Source organism: Acetobacter sp. DmW_125128, from assembly GCF_008704325.1.
In the GTDB taxonomy this organism is placed as follows: Bacteria; Pseudomonadota; Alphaproteobacteria; order Acetobacterales; family Acetobacteraceae; genus Acetobacter; species Acetobacter oryzifermentans.
The window spans coordinates 128,671-153,699 of sequence record NZ_VHOP01000018.1 but is presented as its reverse complement, the minus strand read 5'-3'; the positions used below and the strand labels follow the sequence as shown (position 1 = coordinate 153,699).

Annotated in this window: 18 protein-coding genes; 4 read left to right on the top strand and 14 right to left on the bottom strand. The window is 55.1% G+C overall.

All coding sequences use genetic code 11. The features are described from left to right. Positions 1-32: 32 nt before the first annotated feature. Positions 33-887 (bottom strand): glutamate racemase, encoded by an 855-nt coding sequence (locus tag FKW19_RS07420; RefSeq protein WP_089178884.1) that lies wholly within the window; start codon positions 885-887, stop codon positions 33-35. A 4-nt stretch (positions 888-891) separates the two neighbouring features. Further along, complete coding sequence (locus FKW19_RS07415) at positions 892-1,647, bottom strand: orotate phosphoribosyltransferase (protein ID WP_012812827.1); 756 nt, start codon at positions 1,645-1,647, stop codon at positions 892-894. Between the two features lie 246 nt (positions 1,648-1,893). Between FKW19_RS07415 and FKW19_RS07410 the strand changes: the two genes are divergently transcribed. Then, complete coding sequence (locus FKW19_RS07410; RefSeq protein ID WP_003622965.1) at positions 1,894-2,133, top strand: hypothetical protein; 240 nt, start codon at positions 1,894-1,896, stop codon at positions 2,131-2,133. A 162-nt stretch (positions 2,134-2,295) separates the two neighbouring features. On the opposite strand, the gene gltA is transcribed toward FKW19_RS07410, so the two are convergent. The 4 genes from gltA to FKW19_RS07390 form a co-directional block, all read right to left on the bottom strand. Beyond that, complete coding sequence (gltA, locus tag FKW19_RS07405) at positions 2,296-3,606, bottom strand: citrate synthase (protein ID WP_035351757.1); 1,311 nt, start codon at positions 3,604-3,606, stop codon at positions 2,296-2,298. A gap of 152 nt (positions 3,607-3,758) precedes the next feature. Next, on the bottom strand, positions 3,759-4,283 hold the full coding sequence (locus FKW19_RS07400; protein ID WP_089178885.1) for a histidine phosphatase family protein: 525 nt from the start codon (positions 4,281-4,283) through the stop codon (positions 3,759-3,761). 9 nt (positions 4,284-4,292) lie between these two features. Beyond that, the gene (locus tag FKW19_RS07395) at positions 4,293-4,622 is read right to left on the bottom strand and encodes a chorismate mutase (protein WP_089178886.1); all 330 of its coding nucleotides are present in this window, start codon (positions 4,620-4,622) and stop codon (positions 4,293-4,295) included. 66 nt (positions 4,623-4,688) lie between these two features. Beyond that, the gene (locus FKW19_RS07390; protein WP_006115150.1) at positions 4,689-5,420 is read right to left on the bottom strand and encodes a metallophosphoesterase; all 732 of its coding nucleotides are present in this window, start codon (positions 5,418-5,420) and stop codon (positions 4,689-4,691) included. Between the two features lie 306 nt (positions 5,421-5,726). Between FKW19_RS07390 and FKW19_RS07385 the strand changes: the two genes are divergently transcribed. After that, complete coding sequence (locus FKW19_RS07385) at positions 5,727-7,244, top strand: acetyl-CoA hydrolase/transferase family protein (protein ID WP_006115151.1); 1,518 nt, start codon at positions 5,727-5,729, stop codon at positions 7,242-7,244. Positions 7,245-7,329: 85 nt separating this feature from the next. Here the strand turns inward: FKW19_RS07385 and FKW19_RS07380 are convergent, their stop codons facing one another. The 8 genes from FKW19_RS07380 to FKW19_RS07345 all read right to left on the bottom strand — a co-directional run bounded on the left by FKW19_RS07380 (position 7,330) and on the right by FKW19_RS07345 (position 18,581). Beyond that, on the bottom strand, positions 7,330-8,088 hold the full coding sequence (locus FKW19_RS07380; RefSeq protein WP_035351494.1) for a hypothetical protein: 759 nt from the start codon (positions 8,086-8,088) through the stop codon (positions 7,330-7,332). Then, positions 8,075-12,622 (bottom strand): AAA family ATPase, encoded by a 4,548-nt coding sequence (locus FKW19_RS07375; RefSeq protein WP_089178887.1) that lies wholly within the window; start codon positions 12,620-12,622, stop codon positions 8,075-8,077. The genes FKW19_RS07380 and FKW19_RS07375 overlap by 14 nt, the downstream gene beginning before the upstream one ends. 39 nt (positions 12,623-12,661) lie before the next feature. Next, complete coding sequence (locus FKW19_RS07370; RefSeq protein WP_089178888.1) at positions 12,662-13,282, bottom strand: thioredoxin domain-containing protein; 621 nt, start codon at positions 13,280-13,282, stop codon at positions 12,662-12,664. 71 nt (positions 13,283-13,353) lie between these two features. After that, on the bottom strand, positions 13,354-14,298 hold the full coding sequence (locus FKW19_RS07365; protein ID WP_035351492.1) for a hemolysin family protein: 945 nt from the start codon (positions 14,296-14,298) through the stop codon (positions 13,354-13,356). Then, a complete protein-coding gene (gene ybeY, locus FKW19_RS07360) occupies positions 14,295-14,801 on the bottom strand; it encodes an rRNA maturation RNase YbeY (protein WP_150150619.1) in 507 nt (168 codons plus the stop codon). The genes FKW19_RS07365 and ybeY overlap by 4 nt, the downstream gene beginning before the upstream one ends. Before the next feature lie 16 nt (positions 14,802-14,817). After that, positions 14,818-15,915 (bottom strand): PhoH family protein, encoded by a 1,098-nt coding sequence (locus FKW19_RS07355; protein ID WP_193561069.1) that lies wholly within the window; start codon positions 15,913-15,915, stop codon positions 14,818-14,820. Continuing rightward, positions 15,900-17,318 carry a tRNA (N6-isopentenyl adenosine(37)-C2)-methylthiotransferase MiaB gene (gene miaB, locus FKW19_RS07350; protein ID WP_006115158.1) on the bottom strand — a complete coding sequence of 473 codons (1,419 nt, stop codon included), beginning with the start codon at positions 17,316-17,318 and terminating at the stop codon, positions 15,900-15,902. The genes FKW19_RS07355 and miaB overlap by 16 nt, the downstream gene beginning before the upstream one ends. Before the next feature lie 171 nt (positions 17,319-17,489). After that, positions 17,490-18,581: a 1-acyl-sn-glycerol-3-phosphate acyltransferase gene (locus tag FKW19_RS07345; RefSeq protein WP_089178889.1), complete on the bottom strand. Its 1,092-nt coding sequence runs from the start codon at positions 18,579-18,581 to the stop codon at positions 17,490-17,492. Positions 18,582-18,835: 254 nt separating this feature from the next. Between FKW19_RS07345 and FKW19_RS07340 the strand changes: the two genes are divergently transcribed. Both FKW19_RS07340 and FKW19_RS07335 read left to right on the top strand, forming a co-directional pair. Then, entirely contained in the window at positions 18,836-20,764 is a 1,929-nt protein-coding gene (locus FKW19_RS07340; protein ID WP_035351488.1) for an autotransporter assembly complex family protein, read from the top strand. Continuing rightward, the gene (locus FKW19_RS07335; protein ID WP_089178890.1) at positions 20,764-24,993 is read left to right on the top strand and encodes a translocation/assembly module TamB domain-containing protein; all 4,230 of its coding nucleotides are present in this window, start codon (positions 20,764-20,766) and stop codon (positions 24,991-24,993) included. The genes FKW19_RS07340 and FKW19_RS07335 overlap by 1 nt, the downstream gene beginning before the upstream one ends. Positions 24,994-25,029 lie beyond the last annotated feature (36 nt).

The following is a 25,029-nucleotide window of genomic DNA, read 5'->3' as shown; positions in this document are numbered from 1 at the left end:
GCGGCTGTGTATTGGGGGCTGGCTATTACGGGTTAATAGCTGGCTTCTACCTCATTAATATCTTCCCATAATGTCACGGCACTGAACCCGTAAGGCTTTAAGTGTGTGAGCAGGGCTTGATCGTTCTGGGTATCAGGTAGGGCCGTAAACCATGCGTAGCGGTGTGTGTGGGTTTTCTGTGGTAAATGAGCCAACAGGTTGCAGGTATGCCGCGCTACGGCTGGCGCAGGGTCTAGCCACGTCAGGCCGGGTGGAGAGAGCGCACGCAGGCGGTTCAGCACAAAGGTATAATGTGTGCAGCCAAGGCCTACAGCATCCAGTCTGTTAGAATCCGGGTGAACAAACAGCCCTTCTATTTCTCGTAAAATCGTAGAATCAGGCACATCCTGTCCACGGAAGGCTAATTCCGCACATCCAGCTAAGCCGGGGGCGGCATGGGCAATAAGTGTGCATTCTGGCGCGTAAAGCGCATGGAGCCGAGAAAGGTATGGCCGCCGCACGGTGGCGCGTGTGGCCAGCAACCCGATAACCTTGGTTTGGGTGATACGCGCAGCCCAGCGTATGGGCGGAACACATCCTACAAAGGGCATATCTGGCCATGCGGCCCGCAGGGCTTCCAGCGCCAATGTGCTGGCCGTATTGCAGGCCACCACCACAGCCTGAGGCTGAAGCCGCCGAATAGCCTGAGAGAGCAAGGAGACGATTCGCTCAATAAGAAAATCGTCATCCTGTTCGCCATACGGAAAAATGGCGGTGTCGGCCAAATAATCTATGCAGACATCTGGCGCCAGCGCTTGAATGGCCCTGACAATACCCAAACCTCCAATTCCGGAATCAAATGCCAGAATATGCCGGGGGCCAAAAAGGGCAGGGCCATCTATCTGCACCGTTTTATTTATCCTTGTTGGCTTTAAATGCAGCGGCTTCTTCCAAAGTGCCAACGCCACCGTGGCGAGCAGACCAAGCGCAAGGATCTTCCAGAAAACGCCGCACTTCTGATGCAGCTTCTTCAGAGAAGTATGGCCGTGTAGAGCATGCTTCCAGCACATCCCACCACGTGCACAGGGCATGCAAAGATACGTTCATTTCTGCCAGCGTGTTCTGCGCACCGGGGAAAACGCCGTAATAGAACACAACAAATGCGTGGTTGATAATGGCGCCAGCATTACGTAACGCATTGGCAAACTGCACTTTGGAGCCACCATCGGTGGTCAGATCTTCTACCAGCAGGGTGCGCATGTTTTCGGGCACATCGCCTTCAATCTGGGCGTTGCGGCCAAAACCTTTGGGTTTTTTGCGCACATAAGCCATCGGCAGCATCATGCGGTCTGCCATCCATGCGGCAAACGGAATGCCTGCGGTTTCACCACCCACAACGGCATCCAGGCTTTCATACCCAACGTGGCGGCCAATTTTTTCCACCCCAAGTTCCATAATTTTGGCACGGGCGCGGGGGAAAAAGATAATGCGGCGGCAATCAATATAGACGGGAGATTTCCAGCCAGAAGTCAGGGTGTACGGATCTTCCGGGCGGAAATTTACGGCTTTGATTTCCAGCAGCAGGCGTGCGGTGGTCAGGGCCGCGTCGCGGTCCCAGTCGCTGGTCTCAGCGGGGTGGGCAGAGGCCACGCCTGAGGGTGATGTCATGTGCGCATGTCCTTGAATTTGGCGGTTGTCTATATATGTTTGGAATAACGCCGCAGGCGTGGAAAATCTATGCCTGATATGGCAGTTTTCCTGCATATGCATGCCAGATAAATAGGTGGGCGGCGTATGAGTGAAAAACTTGTGATGTTCAAAAGCCCCAGAATTGATTTTTGCACCTTGCTTATATGGTTGATGTAGCGTTTAATCATTCCCAGTTAAGATTGATTATCAGTTAAGGAATATGCCGTGGCCGCCGAAGCTAATCGTATCGCGCGCAAGTGTGAGCGGGCCGTTATAACGGCTTACAAGGAACTGCGCGAAGTTGGGACAGCGGATGTTACGGCATTTAATGCCTGCACCACCTTGTACCGTATTCATCACCCCGAAGCATCAGTGAATGAAGCGCGCCGCCTTGTGTCCGAATGGATTGATCATCATGTTGTCCGCATGGATTCCGGGCCAACCAAAGGGTGTGATTGCAACTAACGCACCTAAGGCGTACAGCCCTATGTAATCAGACGCATGTTCCGTTAGGGCATGCGTTTTTTTATGCCCAAGTGGTGGCTTGTGTCTTTGTGGCGCTGAAGAACAGGACAAACAAAAAGCCGGTCTTCCATAAGGAAAACCGGCTTTTTGGGTTAACCTATCTTACCGTTTGGCAAGAGGCGTATAGTCGCGCTGTGGTGCGCCAATATAAAGCTGGCGAGGGCGGCTGATACGCTGGCCCGGTTCTTCAATCATTTCCTTCCACTGGCTAACCCAGCCGGTGGTGCGGGCAACGGCAAACAGCACGGTGAACATGCTGGTGGGAATGCCCATGGCCTTGAGAATGATGCCGGAATAGAAATCCACATTCGGGTAGAGCTTGCGCTGCACGAAGTAATCATCGCTCAGGGCAATTTTTTCCAGCTCGACAGCCAGATCAAGCAGCGGATCGTCCTTAATGCCCAGTTCTGTCAGCACTTCGTGGCAGGTCTGCTGCATAATTTTCGCACGTGGGTCGAAGTTTTTGTAAACGCGGTGGCCAAAGCCCATCAGCTTTACGCCGCTGTTCTTGTCTTTCACCTGCGCGATAAAGGCAGGGATGTTTTCTTTCTTGCCAATGCGAGCCAGCATTTTCAGCACGGCTTCGTTAGCACCACCATGTGCAGGCCCCCACAGGGCCGCAATGCCCGCAGCAATACAGGCAAACGGATTGGCGCCTGTAGAACCCGCCAGACGCACGGTAGAGGTGGAAGCATTCTGTTCATGATCGGCATGCAGGATCAGAATCCGATTCATGGCGCGGGCCAGAACAGGGTTAACCTTGTAGGGTTCGGACATGCGCGCGAACATCATGGACAGGAAATTTTCTGCGTAGTTCAGATCATTCCGCGGATAGATGAAGGCTTCACCCTGCGTGTATTTGTATGCCCATGCTGCAATGGTTGGGATTTTGGCAATCAGGCGCATGGCGGCCAGATCCCGGTTGGCGGGAATGGCAATATCGTTGGCATCTGGGTAGAAGGCAGACAAAGCCCCAACCGTGCCGCACAGAATGGCCATGGGGTGGGCATCACGCCGGAAGCCGTTAAAGAAGTTGCGGATCTGCTCGTGCAGCAGGGTGTGGTTTGTAAGGGTGTTGGTGAAGGTATCGTACTGTGCTTTGTTCGGCAGTTCACCATTCAGAAGCAGATAGATAACTTCCTCATAGGAAGCATTTTCCGCTAGCTGGGCAATGGGGTAGCCACGGTGCAGCAGAACACCCTTGTCGCCATCAATAAAGGTGATTTTGCTGTTGCAGGCGGCTGTTTCCCCGTAACCGGGGTCAAACGTGAAAACGCCCAGTTGCGCCGGAAGTTTGCGGATGTCGACAACATCCGGTCCCAGAGTGCCTGAAAGTACAGGCATTTCGGCGGATTTCCCACCAACCGAAATGGTAGCGGTAGATAGCTTACCTTCTTTCTGCGACGCGCTCATTAGTGTTTCCTTTTGCATGTTTGGGCCACGGTCGCTGCTGCGGCCTGCTCGTTCCACTTTGTCACCTATTCAAAAGGAAACCGGAAGATTGCTGGCGATAAACGAAGCGTTATCGGAACGGAGTATGCTTGGAAAACCACAGTTTTTTGGGGTTAGGGTCGCGCGAATGTGTGCAAATGCATGCTTTGGCCATCGCACATTTGCCAGTGTGTCATATCCGGCAATGTGTTGCTTCCGTACATTTCAAAAATGGCAACAGCCCCCGGCGCGAATCCCTGGTCCAGTTCACTGGCCTGCATATCTAAGTGGTGGGCTAATAAGGAAATACCTGGATTATGCCCCACCATCAGCACGGTAAAAGCTGAATCGGGTGCCTGCTGAATGTGTGCCAACAAAGCCTCGGGCGTGGCTTCGTAAATATCCGCACAATAATCCGGCGGAGGGAGAGTGGGCGGGAGAGCCGTAACTGCCCCAGCCAATGTCTGCCGTGTGCGTAAGGCCGGGCTGCATATAATACTATCAGGAACAATGCTGTGCGCTGCCAGCCAATGCCCGCAACGCCGTGCCGCCTCTTGCCCCGCAGGTGTAAGGGGACGGTTCATATCAGCTTCAGGGCTGAAATCTCCTAACGGGGCGGAAGCTGCTTCAGCATGGCGAAGCAGAACAAGGCGGCGCATGCGTAGGTCTTATGCCTTGGGGGCTTCGGCTGTTTGCCGTGCGATGGCCTCATGGTGCCGGATAACTTCATGGATAATGAAGTTCAGGAACTTTTCAGCAAAATCCGGATCCAGATGCGCATCTTCTGCCAGTTTGCGCAGGCGGGCAATCTGCTGGGCCTCACGCGCTGGGTCTGCTGGTGGCATGTTGTAGCGTGCTTTAAGTGCCCCCACAGCCTTGGTGCAACGGAAGCGTTCAGCCAGCATGGAAACCAAGGCGGAATCGATGTTGTCTATGCTGCAGCGCAGGTTCTGAAGGGCCTGAGTGGGGGAGATGGACTGGTCGTCTGTCACGGTCATGCTGTTCCGGTTCTGTCAGAATATGCACCAGCGCCTGTAAAATGCGCTGTGGTTGGTAAAGTCTGCTCAGGCTTTTTCCACAAAAGGTGGGGGCAGGTCTAGCCATGCCAGATGTCCCCCTTTGCCAGCGCCCGTATCTACAAAAATGGCCTGCCCGCCAGAACGGCCCGGAATGGCCAGCGGGCAGCCATTGGTGGAGCGCTGATCATGCCCGCAATAAATGGTGTACCCTGCGGGAATGGTGTTTACCCAATTTAGTGTGCGTTCGGGGTATCCATCTGGCTGCATGCGGTTTGTTGTTTCTCCAAACAAAGCGCGAGAAAGCAGATAGGTAACGCGGCCTAATGGCGGCGGAGGTGGTTCCATCAGCATACGTGGGTCAAACGCGCCGTGCACAAAAACGGTCTGGCCCATCACCAGCCATGCCGGGGCGTTTTCCAGCACGGGCAAAAGGGCATGCAAGACATCGGTGTTTTCTGGCTGATAAAGCTGTGCCAGTGTTTCTTCTAAATGAGGGGTAGAGCGCAAACGCTTACCCATAAGGGCGCGCCCAAGTTTGCGATCATGGTTGCCAATTAAAAACAGCCCCCGTTTTTCGTGCATAACCTGCAACATCAGCCGCAATACGCCTGCGCTGTCTGGCCCGTAATCTACAAGATCACCTAGCTGAATCACAAAGCGGTCTGTGGCAACGGCATGGCGGAAAGCGTCCAGATCTCCATGCACGTCCCCCACAATGCGGAGTCCGTTTCGCATTGTATCTTTCACGTTTCCGTCAGGGGGAAGCAGTTCAAGCATGGTGTTTTAATCCGTTATTTCCTTACTTCCATGTAGGCTTTTCGAGATCAAACAGGAACTGGAACAGCAAGTTTTTTTTCATTTGCCCCCAGATCGTGCACAAGTATGTGACGCGCCAGCACGATCTGTTTGCGCTTACGTTATACGGGCAATCGGGTTTTTGAAAAACAGCCTGAAACGGAAGGATAACATGCCACAGGTAGAAGAATGTGCTGGAACGGCTTCAAACAGTTGCAGCCGCGCCTTCTTGGTGGTCTGTGCTTTCGGGAATTCGGAACAGCTTGAAAAAGAACAGGAAGCCCTCTCATGACAGAGCGCATTCGGAACGTCGCGCTGCGCAGTAAAGTATGTCCGGCAGAAACCGCATCCGAGTTGATTAAACACGGTGATGTGGTGGGCACCAGTGGCTTTACTGGTGCAGGCTACCCCAAGGAAGTACCCAAGGCGCTGGCCCGCCGAATGGAGGCTGCGCATGATCGGGGTGAGAAATACCAGATCAGCCTGATTACGGGTGCCTCTACCGGCCCACAGTTGGATGGTGAACTGGCAAAGGCCAACGGGGTTTATTTCCGCTCACCATTCAATACGGATGCCACCATGCGCAACCGTATTAATTCGGGTGAGACAGAATATTTTGATAACCATCTGGGGCAGGTAGCTGGCCGCGCCATTCAGGGCAATTACGGCAAGTTCAATATTGCTCTGGTGGAAGCTACAGCCATTACGGAAGATGGCGGTATTGTGCCTACATCTTCTGTCGGCAACTCCCAGACATTCCTCAATCTGGCTGACAAAGTCATTATTGAAGTGAATGAATGGCAGAATCCGGCGCTGGAAGGCATTCATGATATCTGGGATGGCAACGTAAGCGGTGCGCCAACGCGTGATATTGTGCCGATTGTACGGGCAGACCAGCGCGTGGGTGGTACGGTTTTACGTGTAAACCCAGATAAAATTGCTGCCATTGTGCGCACGAATGATAGGGACAGAAACGCCCCATTTGCTGCGCCGGATGAAACAGCCAAGGCCATTGCAGGCTACCTGCTTGATTTCTTTGGGCATGAAGTCAAACAGAACCGGCTGCCGCCATCGCTTCTGCCTCTTCAGTCTGGCGTGGGCAATGTGGCCAATGCCGTGCTGGAAGGGCTGAAGGAAGGCCCGTTTGAAAATTTGGTCGGGTATAGTGAGGTCATTCAGGATGGCATGTTGGCTATGCTGGATTCTGGCCGTATGCGTATTGCCTCTGCTACATCTTTTTCACTCAGCCCGGAAGCGGCGGAAGAAATCAATAACCGTATGGATTTCTTCCGGAGCAAGATCATTCTGCGCCAGCAGGATGTGAGCAACAGCCCCGGCATTATCCGCCGTTTAGGCTGTATTGCCATGAACGGCATGATTGAGGCAGATATTTACGGCAACGTAAATTCTACCCGCGTGATGGGTTCCAAGATGATGAATGGTATTGGGGGTTCGGGAGATTTTGCCCGCAGTTCCTATCTATCCATCTTCCTGTCTCCTTCTACGGCCAAAGGTGGCAAGATTTCTGCCATTGTGCCTATGGCTGCGCATGTGGACCACATCATGCAGGATGCGCAGATATTTGTAACCGAGCAGGGTCTGGCAGATTTGCGTGGGCTTTCACCCGTGCAGCGTGCGCGTGAAATTATTTCTAAGTGCGCACACCCAGATTACCGGCCCATGTTGCAGGATTACTTTGACCGTGCGCTCAAGAACTCCTTTGGTAAGCATACACCACACTTGCTGACGGAAGCTCTTTCCTGGCATCAGCGGTTTATTGAAACAGGCACCATGATGCCTGCGTAAAAAGAAGAAGAGGTAGGTTTTCTACCTCTTTTTTCTGGCTTCTTCCTGCATCTTTAACAGAGGTGGGAAGAAGCCTTTTTTACGCTTAGCTTTTATTGGTGGTTGTATCAGCCATTTGTGTGGGCTGTTGAGTAATCATGATATCCACAGGGCGTTCAGCCAGAAACTCACTGGTGGAGCTTTTGGGTGTGTCCGGATTATCCGTAATAATAGCTTCGGCATCGCGGTGTGTCAGGGCAAACAAATATGGTGCGGCAGAAGGCGAAAGGTAGGCGGCATAAGGATGGTGGCCTGCCAGTTTGTGGGCAGCATAGGCATCGCGCTCGGAATGCACGGGAATGGCCACCATAATTTTGGAATCGGCATGCAGAACGGTTTCTGTGTCCTTATGATCTGAAGGCACCAGAATAACCCTATCCCGCATCCGGGTTTTGCGTACCAGCTTTACCACATTATCGGCACTGGCGCTGTTGATATCCAGCATCAGCAGTGTGTTGGAGTGGTGGGCAGAGGCCAGCACGCCTTCTAGTTCATTAGAGCCGGGTTCCACCATAATCCGGCCATCCGGCCCATTGGCAAGTTCCAACCGTAGCATGGAGGGCACGCCATTATGAGGTGAGGAGGTGGAAACCGGGGTGGTTACAAGCCCTGTACCCGGTGTGCAAACAATCAGCCCATGATGGATGCGCGCCATAATGCCATAGGCCTTGGAGTGTTGCACAACCAGTGTTGTGCCCACGGCTACGCACAGCCCAACAGCCAGAGCGATCTTTTTAAAGCAGCCACGAGAAGACTTGCTGCTCTGTTGCACAGAGATGTCAGCCGCCTTTTCAGGATGCGACATTCGGTTCTTCCTTATCATTCTGGCCAGCCATGGAAGCAGCCCGTGCCAGATCAACTGAAAGCACGCGGCTTACGCCTCGCTCCTGCATGGTGACACCAAACAGGTGATCCATATGGGCCATAGTTAACTGATGGTGGGTTACCACCAGAAAACGGGTTCCCGCTTCGGTTACCATATCACCAAGTAGGGCGCTAAACCGGCCTACATTGGCATCATCCAGCGGCGCGTCCACTTCGTCAAGAACGCATACTGGTGCAGGGTTACAGCGGAAAACCGCGAAAATCAATGACAATGCGGTTAAAGCTTGTTCACCCCCAGAGAGAAGGGAAAGTGTGGCAAGCTTTTTACCCGGTGGCTGGGCGTAAATTTCCAGCCCTGCTTCCAGCGGATCATCACTGCCCACAAGCCCCAGATGCGCACGGCCACCACCAAACATGCGGGTGAACAAGGACTGGAAGTGGTGATCCACCTGCGTAAACACGGCCATCAGCCGTTCACGTCCTTCTTTATTTAGTGTGCCGATGGAACCACGCAAGCGGCTAATGGCGGCTTCTAGATCTGCAATCTCATCTGCCAGTGTGCGCGCTTGGGTAGATGCCTCTTCGGCTTCAATTTCTGCACGCAGGTTGACTGGCCCCATATCCTCGCGTTCACGCGTGAGGCGAGAGATTTTGCGGCGTAGGGAGCTTTCAGCCGCTTCTGTCAGATCCCCCGTGGGTTGACGCGGCGGGGCAGGGGTATCGGCCAAAAGTTGATCCAGAATAGCCTGTGCCTGCTCACTTTTAGCATCGGCTTTTAGCAGGTTTTCACGCGCAGTGTTCAGCTCAGATTCTGTACGGCGGCGTTGTTCATTGGCGGCGTTTAATGCAGCTTCGGCTTCAGCGCGTATTTTATCTGCCTGTGCATAGGCTGCTTCGGCTTCTTCTAGTGCTGAAAGGGTTTGTTGTTTCTGGCGTTGCGCTTCGGCCGGAAGTTCTGAAACCTTGGTGTGCTCATTACGTGCTGTTTCCACGCGTTGGGCTGCGTTCTCGGCTTCTGTGCGCGCTGTGGTGGCGCGTTGGCTCCATTCTTCTGCTGCGGCCACAAGAGATGTCAGGCGTATTTCCAGCGTTGAGGATTCGGCCTGAAGGGTGGCGCGCAGTTCACGCGTTGCTTCTAGCTGACTGGTAAGAGCCGCGCGCTGTGTGTGCAACTGGGCGAGTGTTTCCTCGGCATCCTGTGGCAGATCTGCGGCTGTTTGGGCTTCTGTTTGTGTGGCGGCTGTGAGTTTATCTTGGGAGTCCTGCTGTTCTTGCTGCAATTCTTTTAGCCGAGGGGTTAGGGCGGCAATTCGGCTGCGCAGCGTAAGGGCCTGCTCCTGTATTTTTTGCTGCTGTTGGATGGTGTCTTGAGCAGCTTTTTCGGCTTGGGTAAAGGTGGATGTGGCCGTTTGAAAGGCCTGTTGCGCCTGTTCCAGATTGTTTTGTGCGTCTTTCAGGGCCACCGCTGTGGCGTTTTCTGTTTGGGCAGATGTTAACCGCTGCTCAAGTTCAAGAACGTTGGCTTCTTCGGCTTCCAGATTCTGGCGGAGGCGGAGGCGTTCTGGCGCCAGTGTTTCCAGCCGCGTTGTGGCGGCTGTGTGCTGGTTTTCTGTTTGGGTCTGCTTTTGCTGCGCACGTTGGAAGGTCTGTTCTGCCAGTTTAAGGGCTGTGCGGCAGTCCTGCTCCGCTTTTTGTGCGGCTGCATGTTGTTCCCGCGCGGTGGCGAGGGCTTGTTGAAAGCTTTGATCGGGGGGCAGATTCTGTTGTGCTGCTGTGGCCGTTGCCAAGGCAGATTCGGCTTCTGTTTGGGCGGCAAGCGCGCGTTCCTGCTGTGGACGCAGCGCATCTAACCGTGCCCGGAACGATGTGTGCTGGCGTTCCAGATCAGATTCCTGCGTACGGGCTTTTTGCAGGTTTTGTTCTAGCTTACTGCGTTCTATGCGCTGTTCCTGCGCTAGCTTTTCCCCGGCCTGTACATTGGCGCGGGCGGCTACAGCTTTTTGCTCAGTTTGCGGAACATACTGTTCCATTTCCGCAATGCGGGCCGACGTTTCGCGCAGAATACGGCGTTGGGCCAGCCTGCGGGCAGAGGAATCGGGTTCACCCGCGCGGGTGTAAAAACCATCCCATCGCCATAAATCTCCGGCGCGAGAAACCAAGCATTGCCCCGGCAAAAGTTGTGCCTGCAAGCTGGTGCCATCTGTGCCATCGGGTACAACGCCAGTATATGCCAGCACTCTGTTCAGTTCTGGCGGTGCCGTAATAACGGATTTAAGCGCAACAGCTTTGCCGGGCAGAGGTGCGGTAGCGGCATCTTTTAGCAAATGCCAGCCGCGCGGGGCATTGTCTGCCGCGGGGGCGTCCAACCCATCTGTAAGCGCTACAGCCAGCGCAACTTCGTATTCCTCGGGAACGGTGATCTGAGCGGATATGGGCTCAGCCGAGGCTTCTTTCTCATTCCCCAGTGCTTCGGCCAAGCCTTCAGCTTGCGCACGCAGGCGGGTGAGTTCGGCTTGCAGAGTGGTAAGCTGTTGCTGAGTTTGTGTTTGTTCCTGCCGATGGTGTTGCAGGTTGTGCTCTGTTGTTTCAAGCGCCTGCACAACTGTTTGCAGGGCCTGTTCTTGTGTGGCGCGTTGTTCCCGCGCTTGCTTGAGCGCATCTTCAGGCGGGGCGTCTGCTTGTGCCTTTTCCAGCGCTTGCGTAAGGGTTTGGGCTTCCTGCGTTGCGCGTTTGAAAGAGGATTCGGCAGCCCGCAGGTTGTTTTCTGCATTGCGGCGCTGGGCTTCAGCTTCCTGCGCGGCGCGGCTGGCATCAGTTAGGGCTGTATTGGTGGTTAGCCGTTCTGTTTCTGCTTTTTCCAGAGCTTCACGGGCAGCGTGCACGGCTTGAAAGGCAGATTCGGTTTCCTGCTTAAGCTGGGTTCGGATGCTTTCTTCAACCAAAGCGGCCAGCGTATCGGCATGACGTTTTTCCGCTTGAGCGAGATCAGCCTTGAGAGAATCCAGCCGAGAGCGTGCTTGTTCCAGAGTGCGCCGCAGTTCGGTAAGCGCTTGTTCTGCTGCTTGTGCATTATTGCGCGCAACGGAAAGCGCCACATTGCATTCAGACCGCGTGCGCTCCGCCGCATCCAATGTGGTTTTGGCATTCTGGAAAGCGGTTTGGGCTTCTTCGACAGATTTTTGTGTCGCTTGAATGGCCTCAGAATCCGGTAGTTGCTGCTCTAGTAATGTCAATTCTGCCTGTAATGCGGTGTATGCAGCCGCAATACGGGCATGGTGATTTTGTGCGGTTGTTAGATTTTCTGCTGCACGTTCATGGGCGGCGCGTGCGGTGTTCAGGTCTGCGGTTAACTGGGTGAGCTTCTGCTCTGTTTCTGCCAGTTCTTTTGTAAGAGCCTGTTGCTTTGCCTCTGTCTCTGCCGTGCGGGCAGGGAGTGAGATAATGTTGGCTTCTGTTTCTGCTTTTTCAGCTTGTAGGCGTTCAAGTGTTGCAGTGGCATCATCCAGCCGGGTTTTGGCCGCGTCTGCGTCTGCTTCATGCTGTTTTAGGCGTTCTGCTGCATCATTGGCCTGTGTGGCGGCGCGTTCTTCTTCCCGTGCAACGCCTTCGGCCAGCACACGGCACCGTTCCAGCGCGGTGCGGGCTGCATCAGCTTTTTCTCTGGCTCCGGGCAAAACCTTATTGGCTTCAAACTCGGCAACCACCGCGCTTTCCGCGGCTTCCTCATGTTCGGTTAGGGCTTTGCGGGCGCGGGCGGCGTTATCAATCGCGCGTTCTACAGCCAATCGGGCACGTGCATGTAATACGGCCAGAAGTTCTGTTTCTGCTTCTCGTAACGCAGCAGAAAGCTCTCGGTAGCGGCTGGCATCGCGCGATTGTTCGGCTAGTCCATCCAGTCTGTCTGAGAGTTGCTGGCGGCGGTCTTCTGCGCGTGTCAGGTTGGATTCTGTGGCACGCAGCTTGAGTTCTGCTTCATGCCTGCGGGCGTGCAGGCCGGTAATGCCTGCGGCTTCTTCCAAAATGGTACGGCGTTCTTCTGGCCGAGCGCCCACCAGCATGGCCACGCGGCCTTGGCTCACCATGGCGGAAGAACGTGCGCCAGATGCCAGATCGGCAAATAGGGTTTGCACATCTCGCGCACGTACGGGCCGACCATTTATGCGGTAATCACTGCCAGACCCGCGTTCTGCCCGGCGGGTAATTTGCAGTTCGTCCATATCTGCAAAGGCGGCAGGGCCAAAACCCTTGGTGCCTTCCAGCGTAACAGTTACTTCGGCTAAAGATCGGGCGGGGCGGCCTGTGGTGCCTGCAAAAATAAGGTCATCCATTTCCCCCCCACGGAGGGAACGGGCAGAAGATTCGCCCATAACCCAGCGCAGGGCTTCCACCACATTGGATTTGCCACACCCATTGGGGCCGACAATACCTGTCAGCCCGGGTAGGATTTCTACCGTTACCGGATCCGCAAAGCTTTTGAATCCGACAATGCGCAGACGAACAAAACGAACTGTCATGCAGGTAAGGTGCGCGGGCTTAGGAGAGCATGCGTAAGCTTAGCTGGCTTTTGCCAAATACTTGGCAAAGTCATCGTAAGTTAGCGCGCTGGACACCTGCTCTTTATTGTTGAAGCGGAAAGTGGGGGTGGAATCAAAATGGAATTTGTCCTGCGCTTCGGTCTGCTGGTTTAGAATGAACTGCATGAGTTGTTGATCAGCAATGGCTTTTTCAAACGTATCGCCCGGCATGCCAGCAAAGGCGGCCATTTTCTTGAGCTCATCCTTCGGGTTGCCTTCCTTGGTGTAGGCCCAGCGGTCTAGGCTGGAAAGCAGGGAGGAGCAGAAAGGCTCATACCGTTCTGGTGGCAGGGTGCGGGCGACCATGGCGGCAACTGTTGCGAGCTGATCTGTGGGAAAATCATGAAAAACGTAGCGGATTTTCCCGGTATCGATCAGTTCTTTCTGCACCTGCGGAAAGGTGTTTTCTGCAAAATGCGCACAATGAATGCAGGTAAGGGAGAACCATTCTTCCACAACAATTTTGGCGTTCGGGTTGCCCAGTTCACGCGGGGTGAAGCGTGTATCTGTGGCATCTGCCGCTAAAGAGATACCGCGCAGGGCAGTGGAGGCAACGGCCAGACTTCCGGCAGTTAAAATGGAACGGCGGGTGAAAGACATGGAAATCCGGTCTCCCTTAATGGGTGCAAATCATAAGCGGTTAAAGGCATGACGGCAGATTTGCTCTGCCGTCAACCCACAGATTTATCCGTAGTAGCAGATGTTTCCGCCAGAGTAGGTGTTGCAGACTGTTCGGTTAGCTTGCGCACGCGCACACGGCGGATGTGCCGGGCATCTGCATCTAGCACGCGGAAGAGATAGCCATTTTCATGCGTCAGCACTTCACCACGGGTAGGGACATGCCCTGCCATGCGGAACACAAGCCCGCCAATGGTTTCAATTTCGGCCTCTCTTTCACTCTCGGTCAGAATGGGGCCGATGGTTTTTTCAAACTCTTCAATCGGGCAGCGTGCATCTATATCGAAAGACCCATCAGGCCGTGGGGTGATCATGACAATGGCAGGCTCATCATGCTCATCTGAAATGTCACCCACAATGGTTTCAATCAGATCTTCAATGGTTACCAAACCATCAATGCCGCCGTATTCATCAATCACAAGCGCCATGTGGGTCTGGCGCTGGCGCATCTGTAACAGCAGATCCAGCACCGGAATTTGGGGGGCAATCATCAGCGGCTGGCGCAAAAGCACTTCCAGATTAAAGGCCTCGCTGGTGCCAACATAGGCAATCAGATCCTTCACATGGATCATGCCTACAATATCATCCAACTGATCCCGATAAACTGGCATGCGGGAATGGTTTTCCCGCCGCATCATGGCCAATGCTTCGTCCAGACTGATGGAAACCGGCATGGCCACAATATCGGCGCGTGGCACCATCACATCATCGGCAGAAATGTTGCGCAGGCGCAGCACGTTGGCAATAAGTGCGCGTTCTTGCCTGTCTAGCTCCGGTTTTTCACCTGTTGCAGAGTCTTCTGGTTCATCCGCAGCCTGCTGCACAAGCGCGGCAATGGAGCTGCGCAGGTCTGTCTGATGTTTTTTTCGGTGGAAAAAGGAAAACAGGCCGCGACTATTGGCTTCCTGCTTGTCTGAAGAGGAATCGTGTTCGCTCATGATCGGGGTTTCCAAGGGTTGGGAACCTTGAGCCGCGAAAGCAGGCGGGATTCCAGCATTTCCATTTCGCGCGCTTCACCAGGATGGTGGTGGTCATACCCAGCCAGATGAAGGCTGCCGTGGATGACCAAATGCGCAAGATGGTCTGCAACAGGTTTGCCAGCTTTGCGGGCTTCACGCACCACGGTTTCCAGCGCCAGAATAATGTCTCCGCCGTTAATGCCGGGCGGAGGTTCAAATGTTAGCACATTGGTCGGGCGCTGCTTGCCACGGTGGCGGCCATTCAGTTCTCGCACCTCCCGATCTGTTGCCAAAACAACAGTATCGGGCAGGCCGCCATATTCTGAGCAAGCGGCCAAGGCGCGCCATACCAACTGTTCCAGGTTATGCACATAAGAGCGCCAGCGCCTATCCCGGATAAGGATTTCAGGGCCTTCGTTCTGCTCATCGGAAAAAACAGCCTGAAAAGGCAGGCTTTTTTCTGGGGCATCCATATCCTGCATAGGGATATGGGCGGGGCTACTTGGCGGTTCCATTTTTCTCCTGACGGCCCTTGCTATGGGAGGCGTCCCTTACAGCCGTCGCCTTTGCATCATAGGCTTCAATAATGCGGGCGACTAGCTTATGCCGCACCACATCTGTTGAATCAAAGCGGGAAATAGTAATTCCTTTTACGTTTTCAAGCGTTTCTACGGCATCACGTAGGCCGGAGGTGGTGCCTGCTGGCAGATCAATCTGCGTAAGATCGCCCGTAACCACCATGCGAGAGCCGGGGCCAAGGCGGGTAAGAAACATCTTCATCTGTGCAATGGTGGTGTTCTGGGCTTCATCCAGAATAACAAAGGCATGAGAAAGCGTGCGCCCGCGCATAAAGGCCAGCGGAGCCACCTCAATATCCCCCGAAGCCATACGGCGCACGACCTGATCCCCTGGCAGCATATCGTAAAGGGCATCATACAGCGGGCGCAGGTAGGGGTCGATTTTGTCTTTCATATCTCCGGGCAGAAAACCCAGCCGCTCACCCGCTTCCACAGCCGGGCGGGAAAGAATGATCCGATCAATGGAGCCAGCCTGCAACATGGCCACCGCCTGCGCCACGGCCAGATAGGTTTTGCCCGTGCCTGCTGGGCCAATGCCAAACACCAGTTCCTTTTTGGCCAGTGCTTTCATATATGCGGCCTGACCGGGGGAGCGGGGTTCGATATTGCCATGCCGCATACGGATAAGGGGGAGATCCCCTTCCAATTCCGGGGCGGTCTGTGGCGCGTTGGGGAGAATGCTGGTGGTGTTTTGGGGCGGGCGGGACATGCGTATGGCGGCCTCTATGCTGCTGATATCCACGTTTTCGCCTGCTGCCAGTTTTTGGTACAGCACGCCAAGCACCGCACGCGTGCGGGCTGTTTGTTCGGGCACACCTTGAATGGAAATGCGGTTGCCGCGCCGGGCAACCTCCACTTCCAAACCTTCTTCCAAGCAGCGTAAGTGCTTATCGTGGTCTCCCACAAGGCGCGCCAGAAGGGTGTTATCTTCAAACTGTAGGGTAGCAGAGGCATGGGGCATTTCTGCTGCCATGCGGGGTGAGGCGGAAATACGCGTGCTACTCAAGCGGACACACACTCCTCTTCTAAAACGCCGGACAGGGAGTTGGTCAGGCGTTCAACAATACGCACGGGCAGTTCCTTGCCAATCAGATGCTTGGGCCCAGAAACATGCACAGGCTGCAACCACGGAGAACGCCCGGCTATCTGGCCCGGTTTCCGTCCTTCTGAGGTAAACAGAACAGGAATGGTTTTGCCCACAAGTGTTGCATTAAAGGCATCCTGTTGTTCACGCAGCAGGGCCTGCAAAGCTTGCAAGCGGGCATCCTTCACATCCTCTGGCACCTGCATGCCAGCGCCTGCGGCAGGGGTGCCGGGGCGTGGGGAGTATTTGAAGGAATAAGCCAAAGCAAAGCCAACATCACGCACAAGCTGCATGGTGGCTTCAAAATCCTCATCCGTTTCACCGGGGTGGCCCACAATGAAATCGGATGAAAGAGCCAGATCGGGCCGTGCTTCACGCAGGCGGCGCACGATATCCCGATACTCATCTGCTGTATGGCCACGGTTCATGGCACGCAGAATACGGTCAGACCCAGCCTGAACCGGCAGATGCAGGAACGGCATCAACTCCGGCAGATCACGGTGGGCGGCTATCAGCGCATCATCCATGTCTCGCGGGTGGGATGTCATGTAACGGATGCGGGAAAGGCCGGGCAGCTTGGCAAGTTCATATGCCAGTTGCGGCAAGCCCCATGTGGAGCCATCCGGGCCTTCACCATGATAGGCATTTACGTTCTGCCCTAGCAGGCAGATATCCTTTACACCGCTTTCCACCATACGGCGTGCTTCTGCCAGCACGGAAAGCACGGGGCGACTGCTTTCTGCCCCGCGTGTGTAAGGTACCACACAGAAGGAGCAGAATTTATCGCACCCTTCCTGAATGGTAAGGAAAGCGGTGTAATTTCCTGCGGTCTGCGGGGCCTCGGATTCTGGCAGAAAATCGAATTTCTGCTCTGCTGGAAAATCCGTTTCAATAACCGCGCCACCTGCACGGGCCGCACGGGCTACCATTTCTGGCAGGCGGTGATAGGTTTGCGGGCCCAGAACAATATCCACATACGGCGCGCGGGCCAGAATTTCCTGTCCTTCTGCCTGTGCTACGCATCCGGCTACGGCAATAATGGTTTGCTGCCCGGCGGTTTCCCGCGCTTCCTTGATCTTGCGCAGGCGACCGAGTTCTGAAAACACTTTTTCTGCCGCTCTATCTCTAATGTGGCAGGTGTTCAGGATAATCATGTCCGCTGCATCTGGCGTGGCAACAGGCTGATAGCCAAGTGGTCGCAGAACATCCCCCATACGTGCACTATCATACACATTCATCTGGCAACCCCACGTAATAACGTGCAGGCCACGAGCAGGGGATGTGTTGGCTGGGGTTCCAGTCATGATGGCAGGCGCTCCGCTATGCCGCAGGCCCATTCCATGCGGCAGGTGGAGGAAATCGGGCCAGAGCGCGTGCAGGTCAAGCCTCTTTTCTCACCAAGGCGAGAATAGTGGAAAGGTAAGAACGGCCAAAAAGTATTCTGGCGGTTAACAGACCGAATGTTCCTTATGGGTTTGGTGGCTTGCAACAGCCACCTAGTTTGTTGCCTAAAGTCTTATACGTATTGAAGCAAAAAAGCAGGCGGTTCTGTCAAGTATCCTTTTGGCTTTCTTGACAGAAGGCGGCAGAAAATTGGCAGGCAGAGTGGCTGGGTTAAACCGGCCTTTGATAACTGTAGGTTTACGGTTCTGGCGCAGTTCTGCCGCCCCTATGGATACGGCTTTCCATGCCGCCTGTGCCAAAGCCTTGCGGCTGGGGAACATATCTGGGTCTAGCGGTTCGTGCAGCAACACAGTTGCGCGGGAACGCTTCCATTTCAGCAAGGCCCATACATGGGGGCCAAGGTCCATATCTCCGTACCATGAAAACACGGGGCGGCGGAGGCGGGAAATGGGCAGGTCTTCCAGCCGGTCATATACAAGGGATACGGGCTGGATAAGGGGCGTCATGCCTGGTTCAAACGTTATGGGCAGCAGGCTTTTATCCATGCCTTCCTTCAGGCGTGGCAATTTTGCGATGGCAAAAAAGGCGGACATAAACGGCAACACGCGGGAGCCATCTGATGATGTACCTTCAGGGAACAATACCAGATTATCCCCCTCCACCATGCGGCGGATCATTTCATCACGCTCACGGCCTGTGGTGCTGCGCTGGCGGCTGACAAAAATGGTGCGCCCGATTTGTGAGACCAACCCCATGATGGGCCATTTTTCAATATCGCCCTTGGCCACAAATACGGAGGGAAGGATGGTGCCCAGCACAGGCACATCCAACCAAGACATGTGGTTGCAAATATAGATAACAGGGCGTTCCCCCCGCTGGCGGGCTTTTAGGCCGCCCACTGTGCCCACACGTTGCCCCACAATATGGATCTGCAACCCGATAATACGGCACAGCACGCCCCAGATAACCCGCGTCCAGCGGATTTTTGGCGTGCCGGGCACAAGCAGCAGGCACGCTTCAAAACCCACAGATAGCGGCACCCAGACAACCAGCGCACCAAGGCGCAAGGCTGCCCTTAAATCTGCCGTGCGGCGGAAATAAGCTTCCACCCATGCAGGTAAGGGGGAAAGGCCATTGGGCTTCTTTTTGGGGGAAGCATAGGGGGGATGGGTTTGATCAGACGGGCGTGGTGTCATCGTTTCATTTCTGCCAGACACAGCTCTGTCGGACAAACGCGCCCGGCAGCGGCGCAGATGGAATGAAAAAGCATGCGCTCTCTTACCGCGATTTTAGCTGGCGGGACAATCCATCTCCCAATTTATGCGCAACAGAAGCTGTTTTCGGCTTCGGCACCGTATTTTTGTCATGGTATGTGCATAAAAGGGTTTGTAAGCAGAACTTCCGCAAATAGGTGGCAGGCAGATTATTGGTGAGGACACGCAAGAATAACATGCTGAACAGGCTTGCTCTCACCGCGAATCGTGTTCTGGCTGGCGCCGCCTTGTGGGGGGCATCGTCCTGCCTGTCTTGGTCTTGGGCGGCAGATCCACAGCCTTACACCACCAAACTGGTGCCGACCGGAGAGGCGGATTTGGATACGGCTATTAAAAGCTCATCTGATCTGCAGTCTCTCCAGTCCACGCATGCGGTGGGGCCATTTGCGTTGGCTGGGCGTGTGCGGAATGAATATGACCGCCTACGCACGGCGCTGGAAAGCTGTGGTTATTACGCCGGTACAGTGCATATCACCCTCAGCCGGAATGGTGGCAAGGATGCCGTGAAGATGGACGGGATGTCTCCCGCCCTTTCTCAATGGATCGAATCCGTGCCGACGGGTGAAAAGATTCAGGCCGAGGTGAAGGTAGATAAAGGCCCGCTGTTTCATCTGGGCACCGTTACGCTGGTGGATGGTAAAACTGGCAAACCACCTGTTTTAACAGATGCCCAGAAAAAAGCCTTTGGCCTTGCATCGGGCCAGCCAGCCGTTGCCAAAAGCGTGCTGGATGGTGGCAGCAACCTGATGGACGCCCTGCGGGAAGATGGGCACGCCCTGGCGACAGTGGAAAAGCCCAAGGCTTTTCTGGAACCCACTACGCATACGCTGAATATTACCTACCCGGTCACGCCGGGCCCGGTGCTAAATATTGGTAAGATAGACACAACCGGCCTGAAACAGGTGCACGAAAAATTCGTGCGTCGCCGTATGACAGTGCAAGAAGGCCAGCTTTATCAGCCTTCTAAAATTGAAAACGCGCGGCAGGATCTGGCCTCCGTTGGGGTGTTTTCGAACGTAACAGTGCAGGATGCCTCCACCTATGCGGTAGATGGCACCATGCCGCTGGATTTCAGCTTTAAGGAAGCCAAGCGACATTCCGTGGGGGCAGAGGGCGGATATTCCACAGATTTGGGCGCGCGTGCTGGTGGATCATGGACACATTATAACCTGCTGGGCAATGCAGAGCGTTTGCGGCTGACAGCTCTTATTACCGGGCTTGGTGGCTCGGCCCAGCAAGGCTTGGGGTATGATGTGTATGCAGATTTCTTCAAACCCGATTTTCTGGAACGCAATCAGAATCTAAGTGCGCGTATTGAAGGGCTGCGACAGTTGTTCTGGTCTTACCGGCAAACGGCATTTTTGATCCGTGGCGGCATTACACGCCCGCTGGCTAAAAACTGGAACGGCAGCTTTGGGTTGATGGCAGAGCAGGAAAAGATCGAGCAGTTTGGTGTCACGCGGGATTACACCATTATTTCTGCGCCACTTTCCGTCATGTTTGATAACACAGGCGTTGGAAACCCTATCGAGCCCGCAACACACGGCGTACGCGCCAGCATGAGCATTACGCCATCCGTTTCCTTGGGGAATAAGGGCAGCGGCACCTCGTTTTTTGCCATTCTGAACGGCACGGCCTCTACATACTTTGATCTGCACCATCTGGGCATCAGCAAGCCCGGCAATAGTGTTCTGGCATTTCGTGGCATGGTTGGCAGTATTCAGGGCGCCAGCACGTGGGATATTCCGCCAGATCAACGTCTGTATGCTGGGGGCAGTTCTACAGTAAGAGGCTTTCGCTGGCAGGGTGTGGGGCCGCAGTATAAAAATACGCGCTATGCTATTGGCGGAACCTCGCTAGATGCAGGAAGTGCAGAATTTCGCCAAAGAATTATAGGCAACGTGGGCATGGCCGGTTTTATAGATGCCGGTCAGGTTGGCAGCAGCAGTTTGCCCTTTACGGGCAAGCTGCGCGTGGGTGCTGGTGGGGGTGTGCGTTATTATACGCCTATTGGCCCCATCCGGCTGGATGTTGCCGTACCTCTTAACCGCGCCCCACGTGGTGATAAGTGGGATCTGTATATCGGCCTTGGGGAGACATTCTAATGGCCGATATGCCAGAACCCATTTTGCCACGCACACCAGATAAACCTACACGCCCACTGTGGCGGCGTGTAGGGCGTGTTGCCCTTATAACCGGTGGTTCTCTGCTTGGCATAACGGGCCTTGCCGTAGCTGTTTTGCTGGTGGGGGCCAATACCGGGCCGGGCCGCAAAATGCTCATGCACCAGACATCCTCCCTTACGGGCGGGATGATCGGGCTTTCGGGCATGTCTGGGCGTTTCCCCGATAACTTCCGGCTGGATACGCTGGAAATTCACGATAAGCAGGGTGCTTGGCTTACGCTGCATAACGTGGCGCTTAACTGGTCACCTCTGGCAATAATTGGGCGCACGGCGCGTATTTATGCCGTTACGGCAGATGAGCTGGATATTCCGCGCCTGCCTGTGTCTGATCCGGCCAAGCCAGCCACGCCTTCCAAAAGCTCACCTTCTGCGCTCCATCTGGGGGTGGATATTCGCAAACTTGCAGTGGGGCGTATTAACGTGGGGGCTGCGCTTGCGGGTTCTCCGGCAAGTTTTTCCTTGGCTGGGCGCGGTCAGTTATCCAATATTGATCCGGTTATCAATGGGTTAAGTCTGCCTTCTTTGCCGGGTGCGGATATTGCGCTGCATCTGAAAAGGCTGGATGCCGCCGGACAGATTGATCTGGCAACCACCACCAGCAAAGGTAAGCTGGGCCTGCATCTGGATGCCAGCGAGGGCACAGATGGTTTTGCAGCCACGCGCCTTAAAATGCCGCAACTGGTGCCTCTGGCGCTTAAGCTGGATATCAATGGCCCGCCTTCGGCTGCTGTGCTTGGTTTTGCTGCTTCTGCTGGGGATATAAAAGCCCATGCAGATGGCGTGCTGGATTTGCTGGCTGAAAAGCTTGGTAACCTGAATGCCGGAGTAGATGCCCCCGCCATGTCTCTCTCGCCCGATCTGGCGTGGGGGGGCATCCATTTAGGGGCGCAGTTGCATGGTAAAATGGCAGCACCGCTGGGCACAGCACAGGTGCAGGTTGATCAGCTTGCTGCATCTGGCGCAGGTGTGGGCACGCTGAAAGTTCAGTTCTCAGGTGAGAATGGCAGTGCCGATATGGCCAATCTGTTGCATGTGGTGGCAACAGCAGATGGTGTGCGCCTGCCGGGCAAAGCGCCAACATTGCTGGCATCTGCGCCGTTGCAGCTTGATGCGCAGTTAGAGCCACAAAAGCCCGGCAAACCGCTGGCTTTTACGCTGTCTCATCCTTTGCTGAATCTTTCTGGCAATGTGCAGTCTGCTGCGCCACAGCGTGGCACGGTAGCGTTAAAGCTGCCCGATTTGCTACCGTTTGGTGAAATGGCCGGTACGCCTTTGCGCGGTAATGCGGGCATGAACGCACAGTTTGACCTTCCGGCAAAGCCGGAGGGAGATACGCACCTTACAGCAGATGGCACGCTGGCTATTACAGGGGGGCAGCCTCAGGCAGCCGGGCTGATCGGGCCGGACGGCAAGTTTGCCCTTACAGCCACCATGCGGCCCTTGCCTGCGCAGGATAAGCTACCAGCGGCTAAACAGATTGACCTGCAAAACTTCAGTGTGGATGGCCGTGCCCTTAATCTTAAAGGAGGCGGGCAGGTAAACACGGGCCGCGATATGGATCTGGCGTTTGATCTGGGGCTGACAGATCTGGCGCGGGCGTTACCCTCCTTGCGTGGGGCGCTCACGCTGGCCTTGCAGGCCAAAGGTCCGATGCAGGATTTTACAGCCACCCTGCATGCGAAGGGAGACCCCGGTACTGCCACCATGCCACGCGGCCCCATAGCGCTGGATGCCAATGTGCAGCACTTGCCAACTGCGCCAGAAGGCACGGTGCAGGCAAATGGCACGCTTAACCGCGCCCCATTGGTGTTGGATGTGGCTTTGGCCCAAAGCGCACAGGGTGACAGGCAGGTTGATATTCGTAAACTGTCATGGAACAGCGTGGCCGGGCAGGGGCAGCTTTCTCTTCCTACAGGTGAGGTGGTGCCTCTGGGCACGCTGGATCTGAAAGTGGGGCGCTTGGCAGATTTTCGTCCGCTTATTGGGCAGGCTATCTCTGGCGCGCTGGCAGCTTCTGTTAAAACTACGCAGGTGGCGGATACACCTCAGGTTGCCCTTAAGCTGGATGGCAACGTGGCTATGCCCAGCGTAAAAATTGGCTCTCTGGCTTTAGCTGGTACGGTAAAAGATCCGGCGGCTCATCCCAATGCTGATCTTACGCTTAAACTGGGGGGGCTTTCTGCTTCTGGCGTAACCGGGCAGGCGCGTCTGATTGCCAAGGGGCCGGATAACGCTATGGCGCTCACCGCGCAGGTGGGACCAGCAAGCTGGTCTGGCAGCCCTTTGATGCTGGATACCGCAGCCCTGTTAAACCTGCCTGCCAAACAGGTGAAAGTGCAGCGCCTGAATGCTACCGCCAAACAGGAGACACTGCGCCTTTTGGGACCTGCATTGGTCTCGTTTGGGGAGACTATGGGGGTTGATCGGCTGCGGGCCACGTTGGTAACGGCAGGCAGCCAGCCCGCCACCATTGATGTTGCAGGCAAGATCAAGCCTTCTTTGGCTGTTACGGCGGATATTCGTAATCTTACGCCTGCCTTGGCACATCCGTTTGCGCCAGATTTCAAGGCATCTGGCACGGTTTCCGTTCAGGCCAAGGTGGCGGGCACGTTAAATGCACCGCAAGGGCAGGTTAAGCTTACCGGGCGTGATTTGCGTATGGCTGGCAGTTCTGCTGCGGCTTCCATTCCGCCATTGCATCTAGATGCCGCAGCCAATCTGGCTGGTAGTTCTGCCAAGGTGCAGGTGGCGGCAGGTGCGGGGCCCAAGCTGAACGTGAATGTGGCTGGCACGGCCCCGCTGAACAAAACCGGGCCAATGAACCTGCGCGTAAATGGCAATCTGGATTTAAGCATTGCCAATGGCATTCTGGGCGCGCAGGCGCGGCAGGCCATGGGGCAAGCCCAAATGGCGCTGCTGGTTGCGGGCTCCATGTCCTCCCCCCGTGTAACGGGCACGGTGGATCTGCGCGATGCCGATGTGCAGGATTTTGCCCAAGGCTTCCATCTGGCCAATATCAATGGCCGCGTGGTGGGCGAGAACGACAAGATCGTTATTCAGAACCTTACGGCCAAGGCTGGTGATGGCAATTTGGGCGTAACCGGCTTTGTGGGCATTGGCTCCCCCGGCATGCCGCTGGATATTCGTTTGCAGGCCCATGATGCCCGGCCCATTTCCAGTGATCTGCTAACAGCGGTGATGAACGCGGATATTGCCGTAAAAGGGCAGGTGCAAACCCGCATGGATGTTGATGGCACGGTGGATTTGCGGCGTGTGGAAATTAACATTCCCAATTCCTTGCCCTCATCCGTAGCGCGGCTTGATGTTGTGCGCCCCGGTGATGAGCAAAAGCAGGCGGAAGCCGCCAAAGTAGAAAGCACCAAGGCCGCGGTGATCGGGCTGAACCTGAGCGTGACATCTCCGGGCAAGTTCTTTGTGCGTGGGCATGGCTTGGATGCAGAAATGGCTGGCAAGTTGAAAGTTGGCGGCACAACGCAGGCTCCGCAGGTTAGCGGAGGGTTTGATCTCAAGCGTGGTAACTTTGATCTGGCTGGTATTTCACTCAACTTCACCAAGGGGCGGGTGGCTTTTAATGGTTCTGGCGTTGGCCATAAAATGGACCCCACGTTGGATTTTGAGGCCGACCGTGCCGTGCAGGGGCAAACGGCTATGCTGAAGGTGGGCGGGTATGCCAGCGCGCCCAAGATTACGTTTGAATCCATGCCGCCGCTGCCGCAGGATCAGGTATTGGCCATGCTGTTATTTGGCACGGATGCGCACTCTCTCTCCTCCACGCAGATGGTGGAATTGGGCACGGCACTTGCCACCCTTACAGGGCTTACACCGTTTGACCCAATGGGCACTATCCGCAAAACTTTGCATCTGGATCGTTTGGCTATTGGCGGCGGTTCTGGTGTGGGGAATGGCGGTACCAGTGTTGAGGCCGGTAAATATGTGATGAAAGGTGTTTACGTAGGTGCCAAGCAGGCAACTTCTGGCTCTGGCACACAGGCACAGGTGCAGGTTGACCTGACAAAACATCTCAAGCTGAACACAACCGTGGGCACAGGCGGCACCGTAACAGGCTTTACCACCCCGGAAAACGATCCGGGCAGTAGTGTCGGGCTGCTGTGGCAGTACCGTTACTAAGCATTCAGGCGCATATTTGAGGCGCTTTTTCTCACA